The sequence below is a fragment of the Clostridium sp. C105KSO13 genome, from assembly GCF_001517425.1.
Classification (GTDB): Bacteria; Bacillota; Clostridia; order Lachnospirales; family Lachnospiraceae; genus Muricomes.
Map to the genome: position 1 here is coordinate 57,145 of NZ_FBWL01000160.1, position 20,149 is coordinate 77,293.

The 20,149-nt window shown below is 42.7% G+C and carries 25 protein-coding genes; 6 read left to right on the plus strand and 19 right to left on the minus strand.

Going from position 1 to position 20,149, the window contains the following annotated elements:
* Nucleotides 1-19: 19 nt before the first annotated feature.
* The 3 genes from BN3456_RS06780 to BN3456_RS06790 all read right to left on the minus strand — a co-directional run bounded on the left by BN3456_RS06780 (nucleotide 20) and on the right by BN3456_RS06790 (nucleotide 2,757).
* The gene (locus BN3456_RS06780; RefSeq protein ID WP_089983382.1) at nucleotides 20-937 is read right to left on the minus strand and encodes a ketopantoate reductase family protein; all 918 of its coding nucleotides are present in this window, start codon (nucleotides 935-937) and stop codon (nucleotides 20-22) included.
* Between the two features lie 29 nt (nucleotides 938-966).
* Nucleotides 967-1,785, minus strand: coding sequence for an aldo/keto reductase (locus BN3456_RS06785; RefSeq protein ID WP_089983383.1), 819 nt, complete (start codon nucleotides 1,783-1,785; stop codon nucleotides 967-969).
* A gap of 87 nt (nucleotides 1,786-1,872) precedes the next feature.
* Nucleotides 1,873-2,757 (minus strand): AraC family transcriptional regulator, encoded by an 885-nt coding sequence (locus tag BN3456_RS06790; RefSeq protein ID WP_089983384.1) that lies wholly within the window; start codon nucleotides 2,755-2,757, stop codon nucleotides 1,873-1,875.
* Nucleotides 2,758-3,038: 281 nt separating this feature from the next.
* Here BN3456_RS06790 and BN3456_RS06795 point away from each other — a divergent pair, with 281 nt between their 5' ends.
* Together BN3456_RS06795 and BN3456_RS06800 are read left to right on the plus strand one after the other, a co-directional pair.
* Complete coding sequence (locus BN3456_RS06795) at nucleotides 3,039-3,290, plus strand: hypothetical protein (RefSeq protein WP_089983385.1); 252 nt, start codon at nucleotides 3,039-3,041, stop codon at nucleotides 3,288-3,290.
* A gap of 18 nt (nucleotides 3,291-3,308) precedes the next feature.
* Entirely contained in the window at nucleotides 3,309-4,376 is a 1,068-nt protein-coding gene (locus BN3456_RS06800) for a M24 family metallopeptidase (protein WP_089983386.1), read from the plus strand.
* A gap of 38 nt (nucleotides 4,377-4,414) precedes the next feature.
* On the opposite strand, the gene BN3456_RS06805 is transcribed toward BN3456_RS06800, so the two are convergent.
* The 14 genes from BN3456_RS06805 to BN3456_RS06870 all read right to left on the minus strand — a co-directional run bounded on the left by BN3456_RS06805 (nucleotide 4,415) and on the right by BN3456_RS06870 (nucleotide 15,408).
* Complete coding sequence (locus BN3456_RS06805) at nucleotides 4,415-5,779, minus strand: TIGR04283 family arsenosugar biosynthesis glycosyltransferase (RefSeq protein WP_089983387.1); 1,365 nt, start codon at nucleotides 5,777-5,779, stop codon at nucleotides 4,415-4,417.
* A gap of 21 nt (nucleotides 5,780-5,800) precedes the next feature.
* Entirely contained in the window at nucleotides 5,801-6,778 is a 978-nt protein-coding gene (gene arsS / locus BN3456_RS06810; protein WP_089983388.1) for an arsenosugar biosynthesis radical SAM (seleno)protein ArsS, read from the minus strand.
* A 2-nt stretch (nucleotides 6,779-6,780) separates the two neighbouring features.
* Entirely contained in the window at nucleotides 6,781-7,113 is a 333-nt protein-coding gene (locus BN3456_RS06815; protein WP_089983389.1) for an arsenosugar biosynthesis-associated peroxidase-like protein, read from the minus strand.
* Nucleotides 7,114-7,144: 31 nt separating this feature from the next.
* Complete coding sequence (locus tag BN3456_RS06820) at nucleotides 7,145-8,131, minus strand: (Fe-S)-binding protein (RefSeq protein ID WP_089983390.1); 987 nt, start codon at nucleotides 8,129-8,131, stop codon at nucleotides 7,145-7,147.
* A gap of 1 nt (nucleotide 8,132) precedes the next feature.
* On the minus strand, nucleotides 8,133-8,822 hold the full coding sequence (locus tag BN3456_RS06825; protein WP_089983391.1) for a TVP38/TMEM64 family protein: 690 nt from the start codon (nucleotides 8,820-8,822) through the stop codon (nucleotides 8,133-8,135).
* Nucleotides 8,803-9,261 carry a hypothetical protein gene (locus tag BN3456_RS06830; protein ID WP_089983392.1) on the minus strand — a complete coding sequence of 153 codons (459 nt, stop codon included), beginning with the start codon at nucleotides 9,259-9,261 and terminating at the stop codon, nucleotides 8,803-8,805. The genes BN3456_RS06825 and BN3456_RS06830 overlap by 20 nt, the downstream gene beginning before the upstream one ends.
* Nucleotides 9,262-9,287: 26 nt before the next feature.
* Nucleotides 9,288-10,370 (minus strand): sulfurtransferase, encoded by a 1,083-nt coding sequence (locus BN3456_RS06835; protein WP_089983393.1) that lies wholly within the window; start codon nucleotides 10,368-10,370, stop codon nucleotides 9,288-9,290.
* Entirely contained in the window at nucleotides 10,367-10,633 is a 267-nt protein-coding gene (locus tag BN3456_RS06840; RefSeq protein ID WP_089983394.1) for a hypothetical protein, read from the minus strand. Before BN3456_RS06840 ends, BN3456_RS06835 begins: the two co-directional genes overlap by 4 nt.
* A 12-nt stretch (nucleotides 10,634-10,645) precedes the next feature.
* Nucleotides 10,646-10,825: a hypothetical protein gene (locus BN3456_RS06845; protein ID WP_089983395.1), complete on the minus strand. Its 180-nt coding sequence runs from the start codon at nucleotides 10,823-10,825 to the stop codon at nucleotides 10,646-10,648.
* Nucleotides 10,826-10,971: 146 nt separating this feature from the next.
* Nucleotides 10,972-11,688, minus strand: coding sequence for a TVP38/TMEM64 family protein (locus BN3456_RS06850; protein ID WP_089983396.1), 717 nt, complete (start codon nucleotides 11,686-11,688; stop codon nucleotides 10,972-10,974).
* 115 nt (nucleotides 11,689-11,803) lie between these two features.
* Nucleotides 11,804-12,007, minus strand: a complete 204-nt coding sequence (locus tag BN3456_RS06855; protein ID WP_089983397.1) for a sulfurtransferase TusA family protein — start codon at nucleotides 12,005-12,007, stop codon at nucleotides 11,804-11,806.
* On the minus strand, nucleotides 12,004-13,104 hold the full coding sequence (yedE, locus tag BN3456_RS06860) for a YedE family putative selenium transporter (protein ID WP_089983398.1): 1,101 nt from the start codon (nucleotides 13,102-13,104) through the stop codon (nucleotides 12,004-12,006). The genes BN3456_RS06855 and yedE overlap by 4 nt, the downstream gene beginning before the upstream one ends.
* Before the next feature lie 179 nt (nucleotides 13,105-13,283).
* Entirely contained in the window at nucleotides 13,284-13,886 is a 603-nt protein-coding gene (locus tag BN3456_RS06865; protein ID WP_089983399.1) for a C39 family peptidase, read from the minus strand.
* Entirely contained in the window at nucleotides 13,879-15,408 is a 1,530-nt protein-coding gene (locus BN3456_RS06870) for a Na+/H+ antiporter NhaC family protein (RefSeq protein WP_089983400.1), read from the minus strand. Before BN3456_RS06870 ends, BN3456_RS06865 begins: the two co-directional genes overlap by 8 nt.
* 310 nt (nucleotides 15,409-15,718) lie before the next feature.
* On the opposite strand from BN3456_RS06870, the gene BN3456_RS06875 reads away from it, so the two are divergent.
* Genes BN3456_RS06875 through BN3456_RS06890 form a run of 4 tightly spaced genes read left to right on the plus strand, consistent with a single transcriptional unit; the run spans nucleotide 15,719 to nucleotide 18,755 of the window.
* Entirely contained in the window at nucleotides 15,719-16,399 is a 681-nt protein-coding gene (locus BN3456_RS06875) for an amino acid ABC transporter permease (protein ID WP_089983401.1), read from the plus strand.
* Nucleotides 16,359-17,036 carry an amino acid ABC transporter permease gene (locus tag BN3456_RS06880; protein ID WP_089983402.1) on the plus strand — a complete coding sequence of 226 codons (678 nt, stop codon included), beginning with the start codon at nucleotides 16,359-16,361 and terminating at the stop codon, nucleotides 17,034-17,036. Before BN3456_RS06875 ends, BN3456_RS06880 begins: the two co-directional genes overlap by 41 nt.
* Before the next feature lie 4 nt (nucleotides 17,037-17,040).
* Complete coding sequence (locus BN3456_RS06885; RefSeq protein WP_089983403.1) at nucleotides 17,041-17,802, plus strand: amino acid ABC transporter ATP-binding protein; 762 nt, start codon at nucleotides 17,041-17,043, stop codon at nucleotides 17,800-17,802.
* Nucleotides 17,803-17,837: 35 nt separating this feature from the next.
* Nucleotides 17,838-18,755, plus strand: a complete 918-nt coding sequence (locus tag BN3456_RS06890; protein WP_089983404.1) for a cysteine ABC transporter substrate-binding protein — start codon at nucleotides 17,838-17,840, stop codon at nucleotides 18,753-18,755.
* A gap of 106 nt (nucleotides 18,756-18,861) precedes the next feature.
* Here the strand turns inward: BN3456_RS06890 and BN3456_RS06895 are convergent, their stop codons facing one another.
* Both BN3456_RS06895 and BN3456_RS16260 read right to left on the minus strand, forming a co-directional pair.
* Nucleotides 18,862-19,482, minus strand: a complete 621-nt coding sequence (locus tag BN3456_RS06895) for a manganese catalase family protein (RefSeq protein ID WP_089983405.1) — start codon at nucleotides 19,480-19,482, stop codon at nucleotides 18,862-18,864.
* Nucleotides 19,482-19,937, minus strand: coding sequence for a spore coat protein CotJB (locus tag BN3456_RS16260; RefSeq protein ID WP_242862824.1), 456 nt, complete (start codon nucleotides 19,935-19,937; stop codon nucleotides 19,482-19,484). Before BN3456_RS16260 ends, BN3456_RS06895 begins: the two co-directional genes overlap by 1 nt.
* Between the last annotated feature and the right edge of the window lie 212 nt (nucleotides 19,938-20,149).

The window sequence follows — 20,149 nt, forward strand, 5'->3', positions numbered from 1 at the left end:
TCAGCTCGATTTCGCTGCATTACAAATATTTCTCCTCAAGCACTCGGATTCCCTGAAGGAACATCCAGCAAACAGGGGTTTCAATCCCCAGCTCCTGTCCCATTTTCACCATGGTTCCGGCAAACATTTCTACTTCCGTTTTTCTCTTAGCTTCTATATCCTGAAGGGTGGAGGGCCGGTTCTCATAAGGAATCCGGCAAAGCGACGCATGCTGCTTTTTCATCTGCTCATCTGTGATTATAACTCCCTTTGCTGCCGCTACTTTCTGAACTTCCTTCATTGCCGCCCAGCGGATCTCATTGGCTGGTTTACTCTCCCTGTATACTCCGAAGGGAATACCGAGCAGAGCACAAGTCATGTTCTCACCCACATTGCACATATATTTAAACCAGAGCCCCCACATCATATCTTTTTCCACTTTGTAGGGGATGTCACACTCTTCCATCACATTGCTGACTGCCTTTACACGCTCCGTCAGCTTATCATTTTTTTCTTCTCCAAAATAAATTTTTCCCCAGTACGGGTCGAAATCAGCCTTATTTCCCCGCATAACGATAGACATTCTCATATAAGAATATAGAACACGCTCCCACCCGTAAACCGCTGCTACTCTCTTTTCACTCTCTACACCGTTCATTACACACAGTATCTGTGTATTCTCTCCCACAAACAGCCGAATATCCTCAATTGCCGGGTCCAATGCCATGTCTTTTACTGCCATAATAATCAGATCCACCGGTGTGCCATTTTGAGGTGTACATATTGGGAAACGGTAATTCACACCGTTTACAGTTACCCCTTGTGTTTCAAGTCTCTTTTTTCGTTCACCCTGCGCGATTACACAAAAATTCCCTTTTCCTAAGTGCTCACCCATTCTCGGTGCAAAGAAAACTCCCATTGCTCCCAGTCCAATCAAAGCTACGCTCTTTATCTCCAACCAGACCACCTCCGTTTCCTTAATCGATGTTAAAAGTTAAAATTATCTGGGTCCGGGCCTACGCGTAGATTCTTATTCAGCTGATTGATTACCTTCATGTCCTCATCTGCCAGTTCAAAGTCAAAAACATCAAGATTCGAAACAATCCTATCCTTATGGGTAGACTTCGGAATTACGATGACGCCTCTCTGAATATCCCAGCGCAGCACAATCTGTGCAGGTGTTTTCCCGTATTTTTCCGCAAGTTTGTTTAAGGTCTCGTCCTGCAGCACATTGCCACCTGTCCCTCCAAGTGGACTCCAAACTTCCACTTCAATTCCCATAGATTGATTCAAATCGATTAACTCCTGATTATTCATATACGGATGAGATTCTATCTGATCCACAACCGGTTTCACATGGGCAATTTCATGAATCTTCTGCAGGTGACTCTTATGGAAATTGCTCAGACCGATGGCCTTGATTTTCCCTTCCTGATACAGTTCCTCCATAGCCAGCCATGCTTCTTCAAACTTTTCTACCGGCCAGTGTATCAGGTACAAGTCTATATAATCCGTTTTCAGCGCTTTCAGGCTCTCTTCAAAAACTTCTTTTGTCCTCTCTGCACGTATATCATCATTCCACAACTTTGTGGTGAGAAATATTTCTTCTCTGGGAACTTTACTCTCCAGTATTCCCTGACCTACGTCCGCTTCATTTCCATATGCCTTTGCAGTATCAATGTGCCGATAACCTGCCTCCAGCGCCCATTTTACAGCATTCACTGTATCTTCGCCTTTGGGGGTCTGAAAAACTCCAAGTCCTAACTGCGGGATTTCGATGCCATTATTAAGTTTAATATTTTTCATAGACTTTCACCGTATCCTTTCCTTGCTCATGTGTTTTCGATAACAGTTATTGCTAACTGACTCAATTGTATCATTACTTGCTTTGCTTTACAATTCTTCTCGTGAATTTTTTCTATACGAACCCGGCGTTCTTCCGCACATATTTTTAAAGACTTTTCCAAAATAAGCCCCATCCGTAAAACCTGTCTGAAATGCAACATCCATAACCGGTATATCTGTATCCCGGAGCAACTTCTTTGCTGCCTCGATTCTGTACTCCTGTAAATACTCATAAGGTGTTTTGTGTATACAGCTTTGGAAACAACGAAGACATTCCCGTCTGCTCACAGAGGCTGATAAAGCGATGTCCTCCAAGGATATCTTTTCTTTATAATTTTGCTGGATAAAAGCCATCATCGTCTGAATTCGCTCCTGATTCACTCTCTTCACCGGAAGCCCTTTATTTCCCTCATTTTTCATCTGCTGCATCACAAGAATCCACATTTCCGACAAAAGGTTCCTTGTCTGAAATTCTGTATTCTCTTTCCTCTGCAGGTCGGACAACTGTGTTAATTTCCTCAGCATTTCCTCCTGTTCTGTATTTCCTCGACGAAATCCCATAATTTCCAACTTCTTATTATGCAAAACCGGGTTCAGGTATTTTGTTTCAAAAACACTCTTAAAATGCCCTCCCAGAAGTACAGCATGAAACAAATGCGATTCCATGTATCCAGGTCTTTCTCCTTTCACGCTTTCCATAGTCGACAATACATTTGTATTTATAAAAAAGCCTTCTCCTATACGAAAAACATAGCTGTCGTTTGGCGTAACCACCCTCACAGTACCCTTCACCACATAGTCAAACTCCAGTTCCTCATGCCAATGCCAGGGCACTTTCGTGTCCCTTAAATCAGCAATATGAAAAACATACGGATAATCCGCAAATAACCCCTCAATCTCTTCATTTTGATTTCCCTTAACTCTAATCTTCATGTCTCCTCCTCTGATTAACCTGTAAAGATTCCGAGAGACCGGCTCAATTCCACTTCGCTCTTTCCGAACAATTTTACCACATATTTATATAAAAGTCCCCTATTAGTCCATATAGTTATGCTATTTGTCCGTTATATCTATACCATATTCAAATTATTTTCACTATAATCATATTAAGATAAAGGAGTCAAAAGGTGTTTTGACGCCTGATACGTATGGATTGTTACGCACTACACGTTCTCACAATTATAAAACAATTTCAAAGTAAAGGAGACTTGTTTATGTATTTCGAAACGTATGAGAGACTGAAACAGTATGCTGCATTGTATCCTGACCGTATAGAGTCTCTTACACAAAAAACTCTGGATAAAATGGAATTCGAAAACGAAGCTTTCACTGTTGAAAAAGCAACTGCAAATAGTTTGACTTGCCTTTCAATTAGGAATATACTGAAAGCTAAAGGGACGCTGGCGAAGCCTCGCTCCCCAAGAATCTACAGTGCTAAACTGGAGACAAAAATATTTAAAAAATAGAAACGGAGATGTCTGATTATGAACGAGAAAAAATTACTCACCTACATGAAAGAACACAGCATTGATGCATTTTACGTGGCAAAAAAGGAAAATGTCCGCTTTATCAGCGGTTATACCGGAGACGACAGTTCACTGCTGATTACGGAAAATGCATACTTTTTTCTGACAGACCCCAGATACACAGAGCAGGCCGGCTTAGAATGTCCTGAATATGTCATTAAAAACTGGCGTACCCCAGGCAAGACAAAGGGTGATATGGTAGGTACACTGGTCACCGAAAAGAAGTTATCTAAAGTTGCTTTCGAATCCGATTTCTTAAGCTACGCAGATTTCTTAACCTTCCAGGAAAAGGTTCCTGCAACCCTTGTCCCCTGTTCAGGCGTTATTGAGGAGATGCGTCAAGTAAAAACAGAAGAAGAAATCCAGTATATGAGAGATGCCTGCGAAATTTCCTGCCGGGCACTGGACAGACTGCTGCCTCTCATTAAACCGGGAATTACAGAAAAAGAACTTGCGGCAACCCTTTCTCTTTACATGGTACAGGAAGGGGCAGACACGATGCCCTACGGGAATATTCTGATATCAGGTGCAAAGACCTCTCTTCTCCACGGCATCCCTTCTGAGAAGGCTATCGAATATGGTGATTTTGTGCTGATGGATTTCGGCTGTCAGGTAAACGGATATATGTCAGACATGACACGTACCGTTGTGGTTGGCAAAGCTACCGAAAAGCAAAAAGAAGTCTATTCTCTTTGTAAACAAATGACGGAAGAATCCACAGAAATCACAAAGGCGGGGATTACCGGAAAAGAAATTTATCTGAAATCTCTGGAAGCCATTCAGGATACTCCTTACATGGGATATCAGTACAACAATATCGGCCATGGGATTGGGCTTTTTGTTCATGAGGGACCCTTTGATTCCATAACAGATACCACTCCAATTCCTGCTGGAAACGTTCGGACAATCGAACCTGGTATCTACATACCACAGTGGGGGGGCATAAGAATTGAAGACCAGCTCCTGGTGAAAGAAGACGGATATGAAAACATGGTACGCTTTACACACGATTTAATTGAATTATAGAAAAACACGAGACGGCGTTTTTATTTCGCCGTCTCTTCTTACCTGATATCTCTGTATTCTTCCGCTATTTTCTCTACAGACTCCCCTTTGCGGTACCTTCTCCTGAGGCTATACATTTTCCCCATGAGTCTCAATTTGGGGATTGTCCCCTTTGGATATCTCCGGTCAGAGGTGTAAATACGATTTGTTGTCATACCGATTTTTTCTCTTCTTTTCTTTAAATCCAGTGAAAACTGGTAATCTTCCATAAGCGGTATTTCTGGAAACATCTCCATTTCTAAAAAGAGTTTTCGTTCTATAAACATGCCCTGATCTCCAAATATAATGCCGCGCACTTTCATGCGGTAATTGGAAATTATTCTGCATGTTAACATGAAGAAATTGGGGGATGCAAAAGCGACTCCAAAACCGCCCACCCGGTACTTTTTCGTCACATACCGAATCTGCTCCAGTGTATTTGGCGGCAGGCAGCTGTCGCAGTGCAGGAAAAACAGAATGTCGCCATGACTTGCTTTTGCCCCCGCATTCATCTGACAGCCTCTTCCCTTTTTCGTTCTTATGATTTTAAACTCTTTTTTTATCTTTTCCAGGGTTTTATCTGTGCTTCCACCATCCGCAAAAATAATTTCACACTTGTCTTTTATTGGTTCCAGCTGTTTTTGAATATGTGTAATTGTTTTTTCTTCATTGTATGTAGGGATGATAATGGATATCTTCCGGTGACTTAATATAAATTTTCTGGTATTTTCACTGTATGTTTCTCCTTGCCGGTTCAGAAATCTTTTACGACAGCTCACACTGTTTCTGTATCTCTCAGTGAACTCCTGCAAATCCCCCGGTCGGTCCAGATCCGATAGCTGAGGGACATAATCAATAGAAATGTTTTTATCTTTAAGGGCCTCCACTGTATTCTCAAATACTGTTTCATGCCCATAAGTCTGATTCTCAAAGGCCGCTGTATACAGTTGTTTCATCCCTATCAGGTAATATCCTCCGTCCGACGTAGCACCCAGCACAACGTCCCTGGTTCTCAGCTTCTCAAAAGCATTTTCCAGATAAGATGCTCTCAGTTCGGGGATATCTGTCCCAATTAAAATACATGCCCTGTAACCTTCACGAAAAACCGCCTCAAGGGCATTTTTCATTCTCTCCCCCAGGCAGCCTCCTTTTTGTTCTCTGTATTTCACCGTTCTTCCAAAAATGGGAAACAGAATATTCTGTTTCCCTTCCGGTGTGAAAAACACATATAAGTCTCTGCCGGTCTTTTGGCATTCTCTTTCTATATCCTTCAAAAAACATATATGCAGCTGTGCACATTCCTTCTCTGATAAATATGGCATCATTCTGGTTTTTGTGTGCCCCGGAACGGGTATCCTTGTAAATATAAGTATTGCTTCTTTCATGGTATTGCTTCCCCCGTTGTTTTAATTTTCCGTGGCCCCGCCGCAGCTGGATCCCTGTCCGGCAGTACAGGCATAGCAGTGTCTGCCGAAACACACTTGTCTCGGGGTATAATTATTATGTATTATATCAAATATATTATCTCCTGTCGAGATTGGAATGCCGGCTGCCTGGTTAAAGTCACAGTCATAGAGTGCTCCATCATAGCCCACCGACAGCTGAAAACGGCACATCATACCTGGCAGCGTCGACGGATTAAAGGAATCATACAGCTTATACATATAACCATTGAGGTTCCCACTATTTATCAGAAAAGTACCAAACCTTCCGGTTGGATTATTCGTGATTGTAAATAACTGGTTAAATGTAATTCCATATTTATCACCAAGCTTTTTCTTATACTCTTGCTCCATGGCACCCTGCTCAGGCGGGAAAAATGCGCCTGCCGGATTGTATACCATGTTCAGCACCAGATGGGGATCTTTTCCGTACCCCAGTTTATTCAGCTCCTTGATCACCTTAATCGCTTTGTCAAATGTGCCGCTGCCCCGCACTTTGTCCATTCTTCCAGCTTCATAGTAGGGCAGGGAACATACCAGTTCTACTTCATTTTCTGCATATAGCTGCAGCAGATGGCTGTACTTTTTCTCCAGCAAGATAACTAAATTAGTGCGCACAATGACATGCCCGGTTATTTTACAGGCTTCTTTTAAAAACCATTCAAAATCAGGGTTCATCTCCGGAGCACCCCCGGTAATATCAATGGTTGAAAATCCCTGCTTTTCATATACTGCAAGGCAGGCTTCCATGACTTTCTTTGACATTACCTCTGTCCGCCCGGGTCCAGCTTCTACATGACAGTGCTTACAGGCAAGATTACACATCTTTCCCAGATTAACCTGCAGAACTTCCATTTTGTCAGCCGTATTTTTCACTTCATCATCAGATATCATTTCAGGAAAATCCGGGATATCTGTTAATTTCTCCAGTTGTTTCAACATTTTTATAACTCCAGTTTCTTAACAATATTTTTCATCTGTACTCCATGGACCAGTGTCGCGCCGCCTCTTATGGCAGCCGCCACATGAACCGCCTCTGTCATCTGCTCCTCGCTGACGCCCTTATTCAAACAGTCATTCGTATAGGAATCAATGCAGTACGGACACTGCACAGCATGGGCCACAGCCAGAGCAATAAGAGACTTTTCCCTTGCTGTCAGAGCCCCTTCCTCAAAAACGGCACCATAATAGCCAAAAAACTTTTCCGCCAATTCAGGTGCTTTCTCGCCTATTGTTCCAAATTTTCCCAGGTCCTCTGGGTTGTAATAAGTATCCATGTTTTTTCTCCTTTCGCATCCCCACTATGTTCTATTTGAATTTTATTTTTGCACGGTTTAGGAGTGACTTTTTTGTGTCAGCCTCCTCCTTGCTTCCTGTAATATCTGCAACCAGGTGGTGAACATTTCTGCACCCTGCTCTTGTCATATTTCCTCCGCAGGTTCCACAGTAAGTGTATATATTTTTATATCCTTTCTCTTTTATGCTACGGGGCAGTTCCCTTGCCAGTTCAGGCTCCCTTACTCCGGCACAGCCTCCCATGCCACAGCACTGTACATCCTCAATATAGTGCACCTTTTCCGGCAAAAAGTGGGCCATATGCTGTATCCATTCCCCTGCTGCTCTGTCAGGGCAGGGCTGAAAAATATGTATTTCCTCTTTCTCCAGGCTTTTTCCCATACCCAGTTCCTGGAACTTCTCATAAATACTGACCACCTTCACTTCCAATTTGTCTCTCAGGAAATAGTAGCAATTGGGACAGATCATAATAGCCTCGGTTACGCCTGCCTCCAGAAATCTGGAATTTATCCTTTTTATAGTTGCTTCAGCCTCCGGGCTTTTTCCAATCTCCTCTATGGGCTTCCCACAGCAGTCAAAGACAAGTCCTGTCTCCTGTTTTTCATTCAGCATTTCATAGACTAACTGTGTTGTTTTTGGATAAAAAGAAGAGAAATTACATCCCGGAAACAGCACTGTACCTTTCTGAACATGGCGATAATTTTGAAATATATATTTTTCTTTTTCTTTGATGAGAAGTTCATATCCTTTCTCATCCATTTTGCCTCGGTTCTTTCTTACCCTTTCTTTACGAATGTCTAGAATAATCTCTCTTCCATCAATCTTCTCCGGGCATACTCTGCTGCATTTTCCGCATAAGAAGCAGTGATATGCCAGTTCCTTCAACTTTTTTGTATTTCCGATATCAATATGATATTTTTTTAAAAAAACACAGTTTTCGGTACACCTGCCACAGTGAATACACTTAGATGCGTCCAACGTCATATTCTGATCATCCATTTTACTTTTCCCCTTCATCCGACGTAACATATTTCCTCTGGAAGAACTTTCCTGATCCAATGACCACTATTGCGAGCAACGCTGCCATACCTATGTACAGCCAGCGGTTTTCCTTATCGACCAATCCGGCCGTTCCTAAAGTGTACATGGCAGTCCCGGGAATCATGAAAAGGAACGAGAACAAAAAGTACGTACCAAAGCTGAAGTCTGTTATGCCATAAGCAAAATTTTGCAAATTAAAGGGAAACAGCGGAACCAATCTTGTAATCATAAGTACAAATATTTCATTTTTGCCGGTTTCATCGAACAGCAGCTTTTTCAAATATTTGTTTTTCTTTGCCACCGGCCTGATGCTGTCCTGCAGAAAAAACCTTCCTGCCAGAAATGCAAGGCCGGCACCAATTGTTGTTGCAAGGGAACAGCACACTGTACCGAGCCAGGGTCCAAACAAAACTCCGGCGAGAATGGCAAATGTTACGCCCGGAAGGGCCAGCACCACACATCCAACTATTGTGATTACTGTGTAAATCCCCGCCGCAAGCCAGATATTGTCCTTCACCAGCGTCTCCAAAAACGTTAGATTCTGCGGATTACTCAAATAGTAAGACCATCCGTAAATATGATTTAGAACTAAAATAAGTATAACTATTCCGGCAAAAATTACTACTTTTTTATTTAACACTTTTTTCATTTCGTCTCCTGATCAGGACTGTTCCCGCTTTTACAATCTGCAAGACTGCAGCAATACCATATAACGCACTCACAAAATAATAGGAACGCTGGGTTTCTTTGGAGCAGGCAAGAGTAAAACAGACATAAAGTAGCGTCAGCAGTATCATGATTCCAACCATGATGTACTCCCGCCTATCTGTCCTCTGACTTTTTTTCAGAAATATTACACGCAAAAACAGTATGACCACTGCTACTGTTAAAATACTCAGAGCGATAATCACGATATAAGACAATGTCACCATAGGATATTTTTCTTCCCATGCATAATTTTTATAAATTACAAACCGTGCCATTCCCATTTTCTTTCTTGTAAAATAGTCTACAATATAGGAACCTGCTAAAAACAGCACTTCCAATATTGTGACTGCAATATACAGTCTCTTACCTGCTTTTATCATAATATCTTAACCTCGTACTTTGTTACCTATTTTTTAGCTTTATCGTTTGACAACTCTTCTACTGTTGTGTATTCAACATCATCATTTGCCGGATCACCTATCTGAACCGGGTTGGAATCGTCTTTCTGCCATACAAACCATCCGCCGTCATACATGCTCATATTTGTATAGCCTTCCTGATACATAATCAGAAACGGAATGGCAGCTCTCCAGCCTGTCCCACAGTAGAATGCAAGATCATCATCCAGAGATGCGTCGGACTCAAAAAGGTAACTTTTCAGGACATCTGTTCCCACTGTATTGCCATCCTTGTCCAAGTAAGAGCCGTCATCGGTATCATGTCCCCAGATAGCTCCCTTTGGCTCCCCAGCCTTTTCTATATAGCTGTATCCGCTGGTTTTTCCCAAAAATTCATCTTTACTGCGTATACTTACCAGCCTGAATTTGTCATCACTTTCCTGTTTCTCTTTCACCTGGTCTATGGTAAGAATGTATTCCGGATGAGCTGGTACCTCTATGCCAAAGGCTTCTTTTGCAGCTTTCGGCTCATTGCTTCCTTCCTCCGTATCATAGCCCGCTTTTGTCCAGGCTTCCATGCCGCCGTCCAGACATTTCACATTCTCCACACCGGCCCACAATGCTGTGAATGCTACCCGGTCATCTGCTGAATTTACTCCGGTATCTCCGTAGCATATAACTGTCGTGTCTTTTGTAATGCCGAAATCGGTTAAAACTTTTTCGATTTCTCCTCCTGAACGTATATTCCAATTCTGATCTTCTTCAATATTATCGGTATTCATATGATATGCTCCCGGAATATGTGCCTCTCCATAAACAGGTGAATCCTTCTTTGTGCCCCAGGAGCATTCCAGAATTACATAATTGTCAGACTCATCCTGATTCCCGTCAATCACACTCTGTACCCATTCAGGGGTTACGTAAACTTGCTTTATATCCACAGCTTCCGCCTCCACTTTCGAGGTCTCCTCTGTGGCAGACTTTGTGTTCTGGTTTTTTGTATCCTCCTTCTCTGTTTTTGAGCTGCAGCCTAATACCGTAGAAGCTGCCAGCATAGCGCAAAAAAGTATGGATAGAACTTTCTTTTTCATAGTGATGTTCCTCTCTGTTTTCTTTTTTCTCTTATATCTTTCAATGCAATAAGAAGCATTCCTTCACGCAGTATACTTGCCGGTACCACCTGCAAACGCTTCCCTCCGTACAAGGTATAGCTGTACACCATGCAGAAGATTATGTTTACAATTGAGAAGATTGTTCCGATTTCTCGCTTTTTGATCGCGAGATAAAATAATGATGTCAGAGCAATTACCATGGCCCACATGGAGCAGTTATAAAACGCCTTAAAACATTTCATTTTATTCTTCGCTTATTCTGCCGGGCGGACAGTTATAGTAACTGTAGTTCCATCATTCGGAAGAATTTCCTCCTTTGCAATAAACTGTGTTCCGCCTTTAGCCGTAGTCCCCACCGGTAGAGTGTGGACAGCAATTCCGGCCGCACAGCTGTCCAGACAGAGGAAACATCCGGCCTGTGTAGACTCTGCCACGTCTCTATTGCCTGCAAACACAACATGCCAGTCAAAATCCTTGTCTGCTTTTATAACATCTTTGAAGGGAAGATGCTAAGGAATACAATAATTTTCTTCATCTTCTTTTTCCCTCCTGATTAAGATGTTTTGTTTTATATAATAAATCAGCTTTGCTGGTTTATATCGTGATTCTTCGTCTTTTGACGCTCCGTATAAATCCGGCGCAGCAGCACCACAAGTGCTGATAATGCAAAGAGAATAAATAAAGCTGTCGCAAATAACTTTGCTCCGCCAGTAAGCATTCCCCCCACATAAGAATATACAATCGTTGCCGGCAGCTGCCCGATTCCTGTTGCAATAAAAAAGCTGCCAAAAGCCATGGACGTCAGGCCCGACGCATAGCTTACCACATCAAAAGATATAAAAGGCAACAATCGGCAGATTAAGATGGTATTTTTCCCATACTTTTTAAAAAATGTATCGATCTGTTCCAGTCCACCCTTACTTGTGAGCTTGATTACGGCATCCCGGCCAAGAATCCTTGCGATAAAAAAGCACAAGGCCGCACCTGCCATGGCACTAGTCCATGAAAGTATTGCTCCCTTCCACCAGCCAAAAAGATTTGCATTTGCAAATGTAATCAAAAATGCCGGCAGTGGAGCTGCCACTGACTGTAGTATCATAAGCAAAAACGATATGATTGCCGCATAAGCCCCATAAGAGGCTACAAATTCGCTGACCACGGTAAAATCACCTGTAGCAAACATAGATACAATGTTATTTAATTGTTTTTTAACCGAAGGGACCGTAAAGTAGACCAGTACCGCCATAACAATTATCCCAAGAATTAACAGTTTCCCATATGTCTTTTTCTTCTCCATAACACACCTCACAAAGGGGTCTGACCCTTTTGCGGACCATTTTCTTAATTGTTTCAAACAATTAAGAATTCGGCAGTCAAAAGGGTCAGACCCCCTTTTTTACATTTCTCTTTAATCAAGAAATGGTAATTTCAAATCCGTCTTCTGTTTCACTGGACACCGCTGTCTTGCCGCGACTTTTTGCAAATTTTTCAACATTTGTTTTCTGATGGGGTTCGGTAACAAGCACTTTAATGGGTTCTTTTGTATTCTTCAGCGCTTCACCCGTGAGCATCAAAGGCTCCGGGCAGGAAAGCCCTCTGGCATCTACTTCTTTCATGATTTAGCACCTTCTCTCTTATTTGTAAATGCAATGACAAAACATATAATAATGCAGATTATCAACGCTATCTTTCCATTGGTCGTCACAGCGCCTGCAACTACCTTCTGTGTTTCTGGATTTAATGCGGTCCCGCTGGAAGCAAGTCCAAAATTGTGGCTGACTGCTGCTCCCGCAAACATTCCCAGCACTGTTACAGCAGAATCAGAAGAACCCTGTCCCGCTAAAATCAGCTGACGCAGAGGGCATCCGCCTAATAGCACTGCTGCAAATCCAACTGCATACATTCCCAGAATATTCCACCAATGTTGTGAGTGAGCAATAATTCCCGGTGTATTGAATCCAAACACAAATCTTCCGCTTGCAATGTTAAAAATCAGCATTACAACAAAGAGACCGCCAATCACTGCCATCAGGTCAAAATTTCTCATCAGCATTACGTCACGGACGGCACCTGCGAAGCACATCCTGGACTTCTGAGCCAGTGCTCCAAAAATCAGTCCTCCCATTAGTGACATAATTAACGGAGCGTGCATACTTCCCGGGCCATTCTCACTTGCTTTCAGAAGAGATGTAAACAGGGCGAGCAGTAAAATGCCAATCATCAATGCCGGAAGTACAACGCCGTTGGTTTTGTGTGTGACATAGGCGCGCCCCAGACTGAAGCCCTTTTTCAACGCAATGACTCCTGTCCCTACGCCGAGGACAAATCCGATTAAAGCCACCCAGGCGTTTAAATCTCCCGCGGACATGCGGATCACCATACGCAGCGGACAGCCTAGGAATACTAAACTCCCGATCACAAGCACCATCCCAAGTACAAATCGTATCATTGGCGCAGAGCCTGCTGTTGAACTATACTCCTTCGTTGCCACGGAAATAATAAATGCTCCCAGTACCAGTCCGATAATCTCCGGACGTGCATACTGTACTGCTTCTGCCTGGTGCAGTCCCAGAGCCCCTGCAGTATCACGGACAAAGCAGGCAATACAAAATGCCATGTTTGCAGGATTTCCAAAAATAGCCAGACATACGGCTACCAGACCGCACAGCACACCTGCAAGTGCCAGTTTCTTCTTTGAATCAAATAAATTCATGAAAGTTTCCCCCACTTCATAATATTTATGTAATTTTGACAGAAGGGCAGAAAAATCTAGAAATCGACTATGCAAGCTCGTCCCCCCCCTGAGCAATTACATTCTCTCTTCTTATTATAATAGTTCTTCTGTTTCCAGTCCAATAGTACGTTGCAATAAAAGAAAGTGACCTATAGAAATTATCTATCTGTCACTCCCACTGCCATCTGATGCTGTGCTCTGTGCCTGTCCTCCACAAGTTCTTTTGAATATCTAATGACCCCATTGTTCTCATGTGGATCATTGAAATAGTATCCTTCCTCATCATATCCCACAAGCAGCATACAGTGTTCATTGGAAATCCACGTAAAAACCTCTCCGCTGTCTGACAGTACCCATTTAGGTCCTACAATCGGCTCCCGCATATTGATGCATGCCCAGAATACAACCGGCATTCCCTTATCAATATATTTTGTCAAAAGCTGCTCTTCAGGTGTATTTGTCTCATCCACAAATTTATAATGTTCCCCCGCTGCCCTCTCCAGTGCTTTTTGTATCACCAGGGCATAGCATCCGAAGGAGTCTTCCTCATAGGGGCTGCCGCAGAAATACTCGTTGGGGTCCGGGCCGAAGAGCCGGCCGTCACGTGTTTCCATTTCCCGGCACTCCAGGTAGTTCGTAATAAATTCATCTACAGTCAGCTCATAGCCTAAATATTTGAGCAGCATTACAGCTGACACACTCTCACAGCCTGTAGGGTACTTCACGCTTTGGTCAATGTAGGGTACATCTATTTTAATCATCCGATTCCACCTTCTTTGTTTTTCCTTCTCCGTATTTTCTCATAAACGTTAGAACAACTAGCAGAATCGCCAGACTCAGCCCCAGCGCAATCCACCATATCTGTACCAATCCTGCTATAATATATCCCAAAATACATATGAAGGCAACTATAGCCGCATACTGCATCTGTGTTGTCACATGGTTGATATGATTACTCTGTGCTCCCGCTGAAGACATAACCGTGGTATCGGAAATCGGTGAAATGTGGTCGCCGCACACAGCCCCTGCCAGTACGGCAGCTACTGATATAATCATCATTTCCAGATTGTTCCCGCCCGGAAACATTGCTGTGGCAATCGGCACCAGAATAGCAAATGTTCCCCAGCTTGTTCCTGTAGAAAAAGAGAGAAATACTGCAATCACATACATAATTGCCGGAATAATCACACTTGCAGAAGTATCACTTTTCACCAGGTTTCCTACAAAGTCACCAATTTGCAGTGCATCTCCCATTCCCTTTAAAGTCCAGGCAAATACCAAAATCGTCACCGCCGGAATCATCATTTTAAATCCATCCACGAGACTGTCCATATAAGATTTGAAAGTAATAATCCTTCGGGGTACATATAAGACCAACATAAAAAATACCGTAAGCAGTGTAGCAAATATCAGGCTTGTTTCCGCATCGCAATTTGCAAATGCAGTAATAATATCTGTCGCCCCACCGAGAAATCCTGTATAGATCATGGCACCGATTGCAGAGAAAATCAGTACCAGAACCGGTAGAATCAAATCTGTAACCCGTCCTCTGGATGAAATTTCTTCCTTTTTGACCTGTTCAAACTCTTCTGCCCCGGAAGTAAATAAGTCCCCCTTTGCCGCATTTTCTTCATGTTTCTTCATAAGACCAAAATCAAAGCCCGTGATGCTGATATAAAGTACCATAACTATCGTCAGGATTGCATACAAATTGTAAGGTATCATTCTCAGAAACAGTTGAAATCCGCTTATTCCGGCATCTGCCGGAACATAGGAATTGACGGCTGCCGCCCAGCTTGATACAGGTGCGATAATGCAGACAGGTGCCGCTGTGGCATCAATAATGTAAGCTAACTTTGCGCGGGATACCTTAAAGCGGTCTGTCACCGGACGCATTACGGAGCCTACTGTTAGGCAGTTAAAATAGTCATCTACAAAAATCAAGATTCCCAGACCTGTTGTTGCCAGGAGTGCACTTCTTTTAGATTTAATCTTTTTCCCGGCCCAATCCCCGTATGCCGCAGAGCCTCCTGATTTTGACAACAGTACAATAATCATTCCCAGCAGAACATCAAATATCAAGATGTTCAAATTTATGCTGTTTTTCATAATATCAAAAAACGCTACAAATGAATCCCAGGGGCGAAAGCCTGCATACAGCAGCGCCCCGGCTGCAACTCCAATGAAAAGTGAACTGTATACCTCTTTTGTTACAAGAGCCAGAATAATGGCCAAAAGCGGCGGCACAAGAGCCCACCATGTTCCGATAAACATTGTCTCCATAAAATTTCCTCTCGTCTTCTGTATACTATTCATTTATAATAATGTATTTTGCAGTGATATACAAGGGGGTCAGACCCTTTTGCTGGCCGAATTCTTAATTGTTTCAAACAATTAAGAATTCGGCGGTCAAAAGGGTCTGACCCCTTTTTTCACAAAAAAGTATTGACAAATGGAATCATCCTGAATATACTATCCTTATAAAACATATATGACTAGTATGCTTCGCTCTTTATTGCACAGACTCCCGACGTTTTATTTTTATCAAGCGCTACACAACAGGGTGCAGAATAACTAGAAGGAGACACAAAACATGGATATGGAGTTTATTCGTAATTACTTTCCACTATATGTGGAAGCTGCAAAGATGACAATAACGATTGCACTAATCGGAATTATTTTGTCGCTGCTTATAGGGCTCCTCTGCAGTATGATTAAAAAATTGGAAATACCGATTCTTAAAACAATTGTAAATATCTATATCGAGCTTTCCAGGAATACGCCGCTTTTGATTCAGCTTTTCTTTTTATATTTCGGGCTGCCGAAGCTGGGGATTGTACTTAGTTCCGAGACCTGTGCTATAGTCGGCCTGACATTTTTAGGAGGCAGTTATATGGCGGAGGCTTTCCGCACCGGAATCGACAGTGTGTCAGACATTCAGCTGGAATCAGGACTCAGCCTTGGGTTCACCCGGTGGCAGACATTTTTACATATTGTGCTGCCCCAGGCGATTGCCACTTCCATTCCTGTGTTGTGTGCAAATGTTATATTTCTGATTAAAGAAACATCTGTGTTCAGTGCCGTGGCGCTGGCGGACTTGATGTTCGTAGCGAAGGATTTGATAGGAATTTATTACAAAACAGACGAGGCGCTTCTGATGCTGGTATTATCCTATCTTGTTCTGTTGCTTCCGGTATCATTGATCTGTACATGGATAGAAAGGAGGGTCCGCTATGCAGGATTCGGGAATACTGGTACTGTTTCAGGGAACTAACTTTCTACGGCTGTGGGAAGGCTTATGGGTTTCACTGAGAATTGCTGTTATATCCATGGGGCTGTCTCTGGCGCTTGGAATTCTTATGGGAATGATTATGACAAGCAAAAATAAAATCGTCCGGTTCTTATGCCGTGTATACTTGGAAATTGTGCGGATCATGCCGCAGCTGGTGCTTTTGTTTCTTGTCTATTTCGGGGCCGCCAAACATCTAGGTATAAATCTCTCGGGAGATGTTGCGGCAATCATCGTGTTTACTTTCTGGGGCACAGCAGAGCTGGGGGATTTAGTGCGCAGTGCCCTGATATCGATTCCTGCTCATCAATATGAAAGCGGGTATGGGCTTGGACTGACAAAGCTACAGGTAAATCTTTATATTATCATTCCTCAGACCGTGCGCCGTCTGCTCCCCTCCCTGATTAACCTGCTGACCAGAATGATCAAGACAACATCACTGGTGGTTTTAATCGGTGTTATAGAAGTAGTAAAGGTAGGAAAGCAGATTATAGATGCATCCAGATATACAACTCCAGGTGCGGCTTTGTGGGTATACGGTGCCATCTTTATCATGTATTTTCTGATATGTTATCCATTTTCCAGGATGTCAGCCGTTTTAGAAAAAAAGATAAAGGATTGAGAATATGAAAAACGAAGAAGAAATCTTAAAAGTAGAACATTTAGTAAAATCTTATGATAAGCATCAGCCCGTCTTGAGGGATTTTTCATTTGCCCTTAATAAAGGGGAAGTGGTTGTAATCGTCGGTCCCTCCGGCTGTGGGAAAAGTACGTTCCTGCGATGTATAAATATGCTGGAACCTATCGATGCAGGCAAGATCTTGTTCAAAAGCCGGCCCATCAGCAGGGAAAAGAAAAATGCCCATGAAATCAGGCAGAAAATCGGCATGGTTTTCCAAAGTTACGACTTGTTCCCCCACAAGACCATCATGGGAAATATACTTCTGGCCCCGCTTAAAGTGCAGAAAAGGGATAAAAAGGATGCCGCACAGGAAGCAGAACAGCTCCTGGACCGTGTCGGGCTTCTGGACAAGAAAGATGCATATCCAAGACAATTATCCGGCGGACAGAAGCAGCGTGTAGCAATTGTAAGAGCATTAATGATGCATCCCGAAATACTTTTGCTGGATGAAATCACTGCTGCCCTGGACCCGGAGATGGTAAGAGAAGTTCTCCAGGTAGTTCTGGAACTGGCAAAGGACGGCATGACAATGCTTATTGTAACCCATGAAATGGAATTTGCACGGGCTGTTGCAGACAGAGTGCTTTTTCTGGATCAGGGAGAAATCATAGAAGAAGGAAAGCCGACAGACTTCTTTGACAAACCCAGGACAGAACGTGCAAAACAATTCCTAAACACCTTCCATTATGAAGCTATAGATGCATAAAACAAATCATTTTTAAATTTAAGAGGAGAATCATTATGAAGAAATCAATACTAGGCACATTACTGGCAGTTACCCTTACAGTAGGACTTCTTGTAGGATGCGGCAGCAACGGAAATGACATGGCAGGTTCAAGTTCCGAAACAACAGGAACCTCAGCCGGCGAAACTTCTGACTATGGAGCCACAGCCAAGGCCCGCTCCCTGGATGAGATTAAAAAAGACGGAACTATAAAAATAGGGGTATTCAGTGATAAGAACCCCTTTGGATATGTGGACGAAAACGGGGATATTCAGGGTTACGATGTCTTATTTGCTAAAAGGATTGCTAAAGATCTGCTTGGAAGCGAGGATGCCGTAGAATTTGTTTATCTGGATGCTGCCAGCCGTGTGGAATATCTAAAATCTGCAAAGGTAGATATCACAATGGCCAACTTCACCGTAACAGATGAGAGAAAAGAACAGGTTGACTTTGCACTGCCCTATATGAAAGTTGCTTTAGGCGTCGTATCACCAGAGAACTCTCTGATAACAGATGTAGATCAGCTGAAAGGCAAAACATTGATCGTAGTAAAAGGAACTACAGCCGAAACTTATTTTTCCGAAACTTACCCGGACATCAAGCTTCTGAAATTTGATGAGTATCAGGAAGCTTATGATGCATTGCTGGATGGCAGAGGCGACGCATTTTCCACAGACAACACGGAAGTACTTGCCTGGGCACTGCAGAATAAAGGTTTTAAGGTTGGTATAGAATCCATCGGAAACATAGATACTATTGCAGCAGCAGTTCAAAAAGGAAATACTGAATTGCTGGACTGGATTAATGATGAGATTAAATCACTTGCAGACGAACAATTCTTCCACAAGGACTTTGAAGAAACGCTGGAGCCTGTATATGGGGACAGCATTGCTCCTGATGAGATTGTAGTGGAAGGCGGAGTTGTCCAAGAATAAAGGGTGTCTGACCCTTTATGAAAATTGATTTATTTTACAAAGGACAGAACCCTGATAGTTCTGTCCTTTCTTGATTTTTAGTACATATTAGAATGCCTTTTAAGCTTTACATCGTTTTTCTGAACCCGGAAGGCATATCAAATTCCGGATTGTAGTAATAGAAGTTCTTAGAATCCAGTGTACTCTTTATTTTTTCCAGGGCTTCTCCAAATCTCTGGAAGTGAACAATCTCTCTTGTTCTAAGGAATTTCAAAGGTTCTCTGACTTCCGGATCTGGTATCATCCTCAGCAGATTATCATACACTGTTCTTGCCTTCTGCTCTGCCGCCAGGTCTTCCATTAAATCTGTAATAGCATCTCCCTTTGACTGGAATTCCATTGCGGAAAATGGCAGTCCGGCTGCCGCCTGGGGCCACAATGCTTTAGTATGATCCACATAGTAAGCATCAAATCCTGCTGTTTTTGCTTCCTCAATTGTCAGATCTCTGGTCAGCTGGTATACCATGGCACAAATCATTTCCATGTGTGCCAATTCTTCCGTACCTATATCCGTCAATAGCCCTCCAACCTCTTTTACTGGCATGGTATACCGTTGGGACAGGTATCTCATGGAAGCGCTGAGCTCTCCGTCCGGGCCTCCATACTGGCTGATAATCAGCTGAGCCGTCTTTGGGCAGGTTTTTGTGATTTTTACCGGGAATTGAAGTCTTTTTTCATAATTCCACATTAGATGCACGCTCCTTCCCACGGAGCCGGTCCGTTTGCCCATAAGTTTTCTTCCCCGGCTTTGCTGCACTTGGCAATACAGTCACAGGTAAGGGGGTAATATTTCTCAGCAAACTCGTCCAATAAAGTTACTCTTTCTTTTCCTTTATCTGACAATACCTTTAATGCCTCTTTATCATCGCCATGGGTATCTAGATATAATGTCAAATCATTTACAAAGAAAGAAACCTGATTGATTTTATTCATCAACTGTTCCCTCTCCATCTGTTTGGGATCCAATGACGTAGACGCCTTCCCCATAGTAACCGGACTGTCCACCAGAGTATCCGTAACATAAAAAGGCTTATTCAAATCGGGAAATACGGTTCCATTTGTCAAAGCCGTATCTTCTTCATACAACTGTCCCCATTGCTGACAAGGGACAGTTGCGATTGCCAATGCTTCATTTGCCTCCATATTCATTCTCCACCTTTCTAAATAATTGTCAAAACTTTAACTGAGCGAGCCGGCAAGCTCAATTCCACGCCGCTTCATCACATTCAAGCTAAACGCCGAATAATTTTTAAACATTTTGACAATAATAGTATTTGTATAAATGAAAAAATTACTTAGGTAAATATTTTACAAAAATTGCAAAAAGGAATCCAAAAGGGTCAGTCCCTTTTGAA

Bases quoted from the DNA above. Each gene is read 5' to 3' on its own strand.
- BN3456_RS06830 (WP_089983392.1), bottom strand. From the start codon at position 9,261: ATGATAAAAGCAGGTAAGAGACTGTATATTGCAGTCACAATATTGGAA.
- BN3456_RS06790 (WP_089983384.1), bottom strand. From the start codon at position 2,757: ATGAAGATTAGAGTTAAGGGAAATCAAAATGAAGAGATTGAGGGGTTA.
- BN3456_RS06815 (WP_089983389.1), bottom strand. From the start codon at position 7,113: ATGGATACTTATTACAACCCAGAGGACCTGGGAAAATTTGGAACAATA.
- BN3456_RS06835 (WP_089983393.1), bottom strand. From the start codon at position 10,370: ATGAAAAAGAAAGTTCTATCCATACTTTTTTGCGCTATGCTGGCAGCT.
- arsS (WP_089983388.1), bottom strand. From the start codon at position 6,778: ATGTTGAAACAACTGGAGAAATTAACAGATATCCCGGATTTTCCTGAA.
- BN3456_RS06855 (WP_089983397.1), bottom strand. From the start codon at position 12,007: ATGAAAGAAGTAGATGCCAGAGGGCTTTCCTGCCCGGAGCCTTTGATG.
- BN3456_RS06865 (WP_089983399.1), bottom strand. From the start codon at position 13,886: ATGATTAAAATAGATGTACCCTACATTGACCAAAGCGTGAAGTACCCT.
- BN3456_RS06785 (WP_089983383.1), bottom strand. From the start codon at position 1,785: ATGAAAAATATTAAACTTAATAATGGCATCGAAATCCCGCAGTTAGGA.
- BN3456_RS06895 (WP_089983405.1), bottom strand. From the start codon at position 19,482: ATGTGGAATTATGAAAAAAGACTTCAATTCCCGGTAAAAATCACAAAA.
- BN3456_RS06805 (WP_089983387.1), bottom strand. From the start codon at position 5,779: ATGAAAGAAGCAATACTTATATTTACAAGGATACCCGTTCCGGGGCAC.
- BN3456_RS06850 (WP_089983396.1), bottom strand. From the start codon at position 11,688: ATGGAGAAGAAAAAGACATATGGGAAACTGTTAATTCTTGGGATAATT.
- BN3456_RS16260 (WP_242862824.1), bottom strand. From the start codon at position 19,937: ATGGAGGCAAATGAAGCATTGGCAATCGCAACTGTCCCTTGTCAGCAA.
- BN3456_RS06870 (WP_089983400.1), bottom strand. From the start codon at position 15,408: ATGGAGACAATGTTTATCGGAACATGGTGGGCTCTTGTGCCGCCGCTT.
- BN3456_RS06880 (WP_089983402.1), top strand. From the start codon at position 16,359: ATGCAGGATTCGGGAATACTGGTACTGTTTCAGGGAACTAACTTTCTA.
- BN3456_RS06795 (WP_089983385.1), top strand. From the start codon at position 3,039: ATGTATTTCGAAACGTATGAGAGACTGAAACAGTATGCTGCATTGTAT.
- yedE (WP_089983398.1), bottom strand. From the start codon at position 13,104: ATGAATTTATTTGATTCAAAGAAGAAACTGGCACTTGCAGGTGTGCTG.
- BN3456_RS06875 (WP_089983401.1), top strand. From the start codon at position 15,719: ATGGATATGGAGTTTATTCGTAATTACTTTCCACTATATGTGGAAGCT.
- BN3456_RS06890 (WP_089983404.1), top strand. From the start codon at position 17,838: ATGAAGAAATCAATACTAGGCACATTACTGGCAGTTACCCTTACAGTA.
- BN3456_RS06825 (WP_089983391.1), bottom strand. From the start codon at position 8,822: ATGAAAAAAGTGTTAAATAAAAAAGTAGTAATTTTTGCCGGAATAGTT.
- BN3456_RS06820 (WP_089983390.1), bottom strand. From the start codon at position 8,131: ATGGATGATCAGAATATGACGTTGGACGCATCTAAGTGTATTCACTGT.
- BN3456_RS06840 (WP_089983394.1), bottom strand. From the start codon at position 10,633: ATGAAATGTTTTAAGGCGTTTTATAACTGCTCCATGTGGGCCATGGTA.
- BN3456_RS06800 (WP_089983386.1), top strand. From the start codon at position 3,309: ATGAACGAGAAAAAATTACTCACCTACATGAAAGAACACAGCATTGAT.
- BN3456_RS06885 (WP_089983403.1), top strand. From the start codon at position 17,041: ATGAAAAACGAAGAAGAAATCTTAAAAGTAGAACATTTAGTAAAATCT.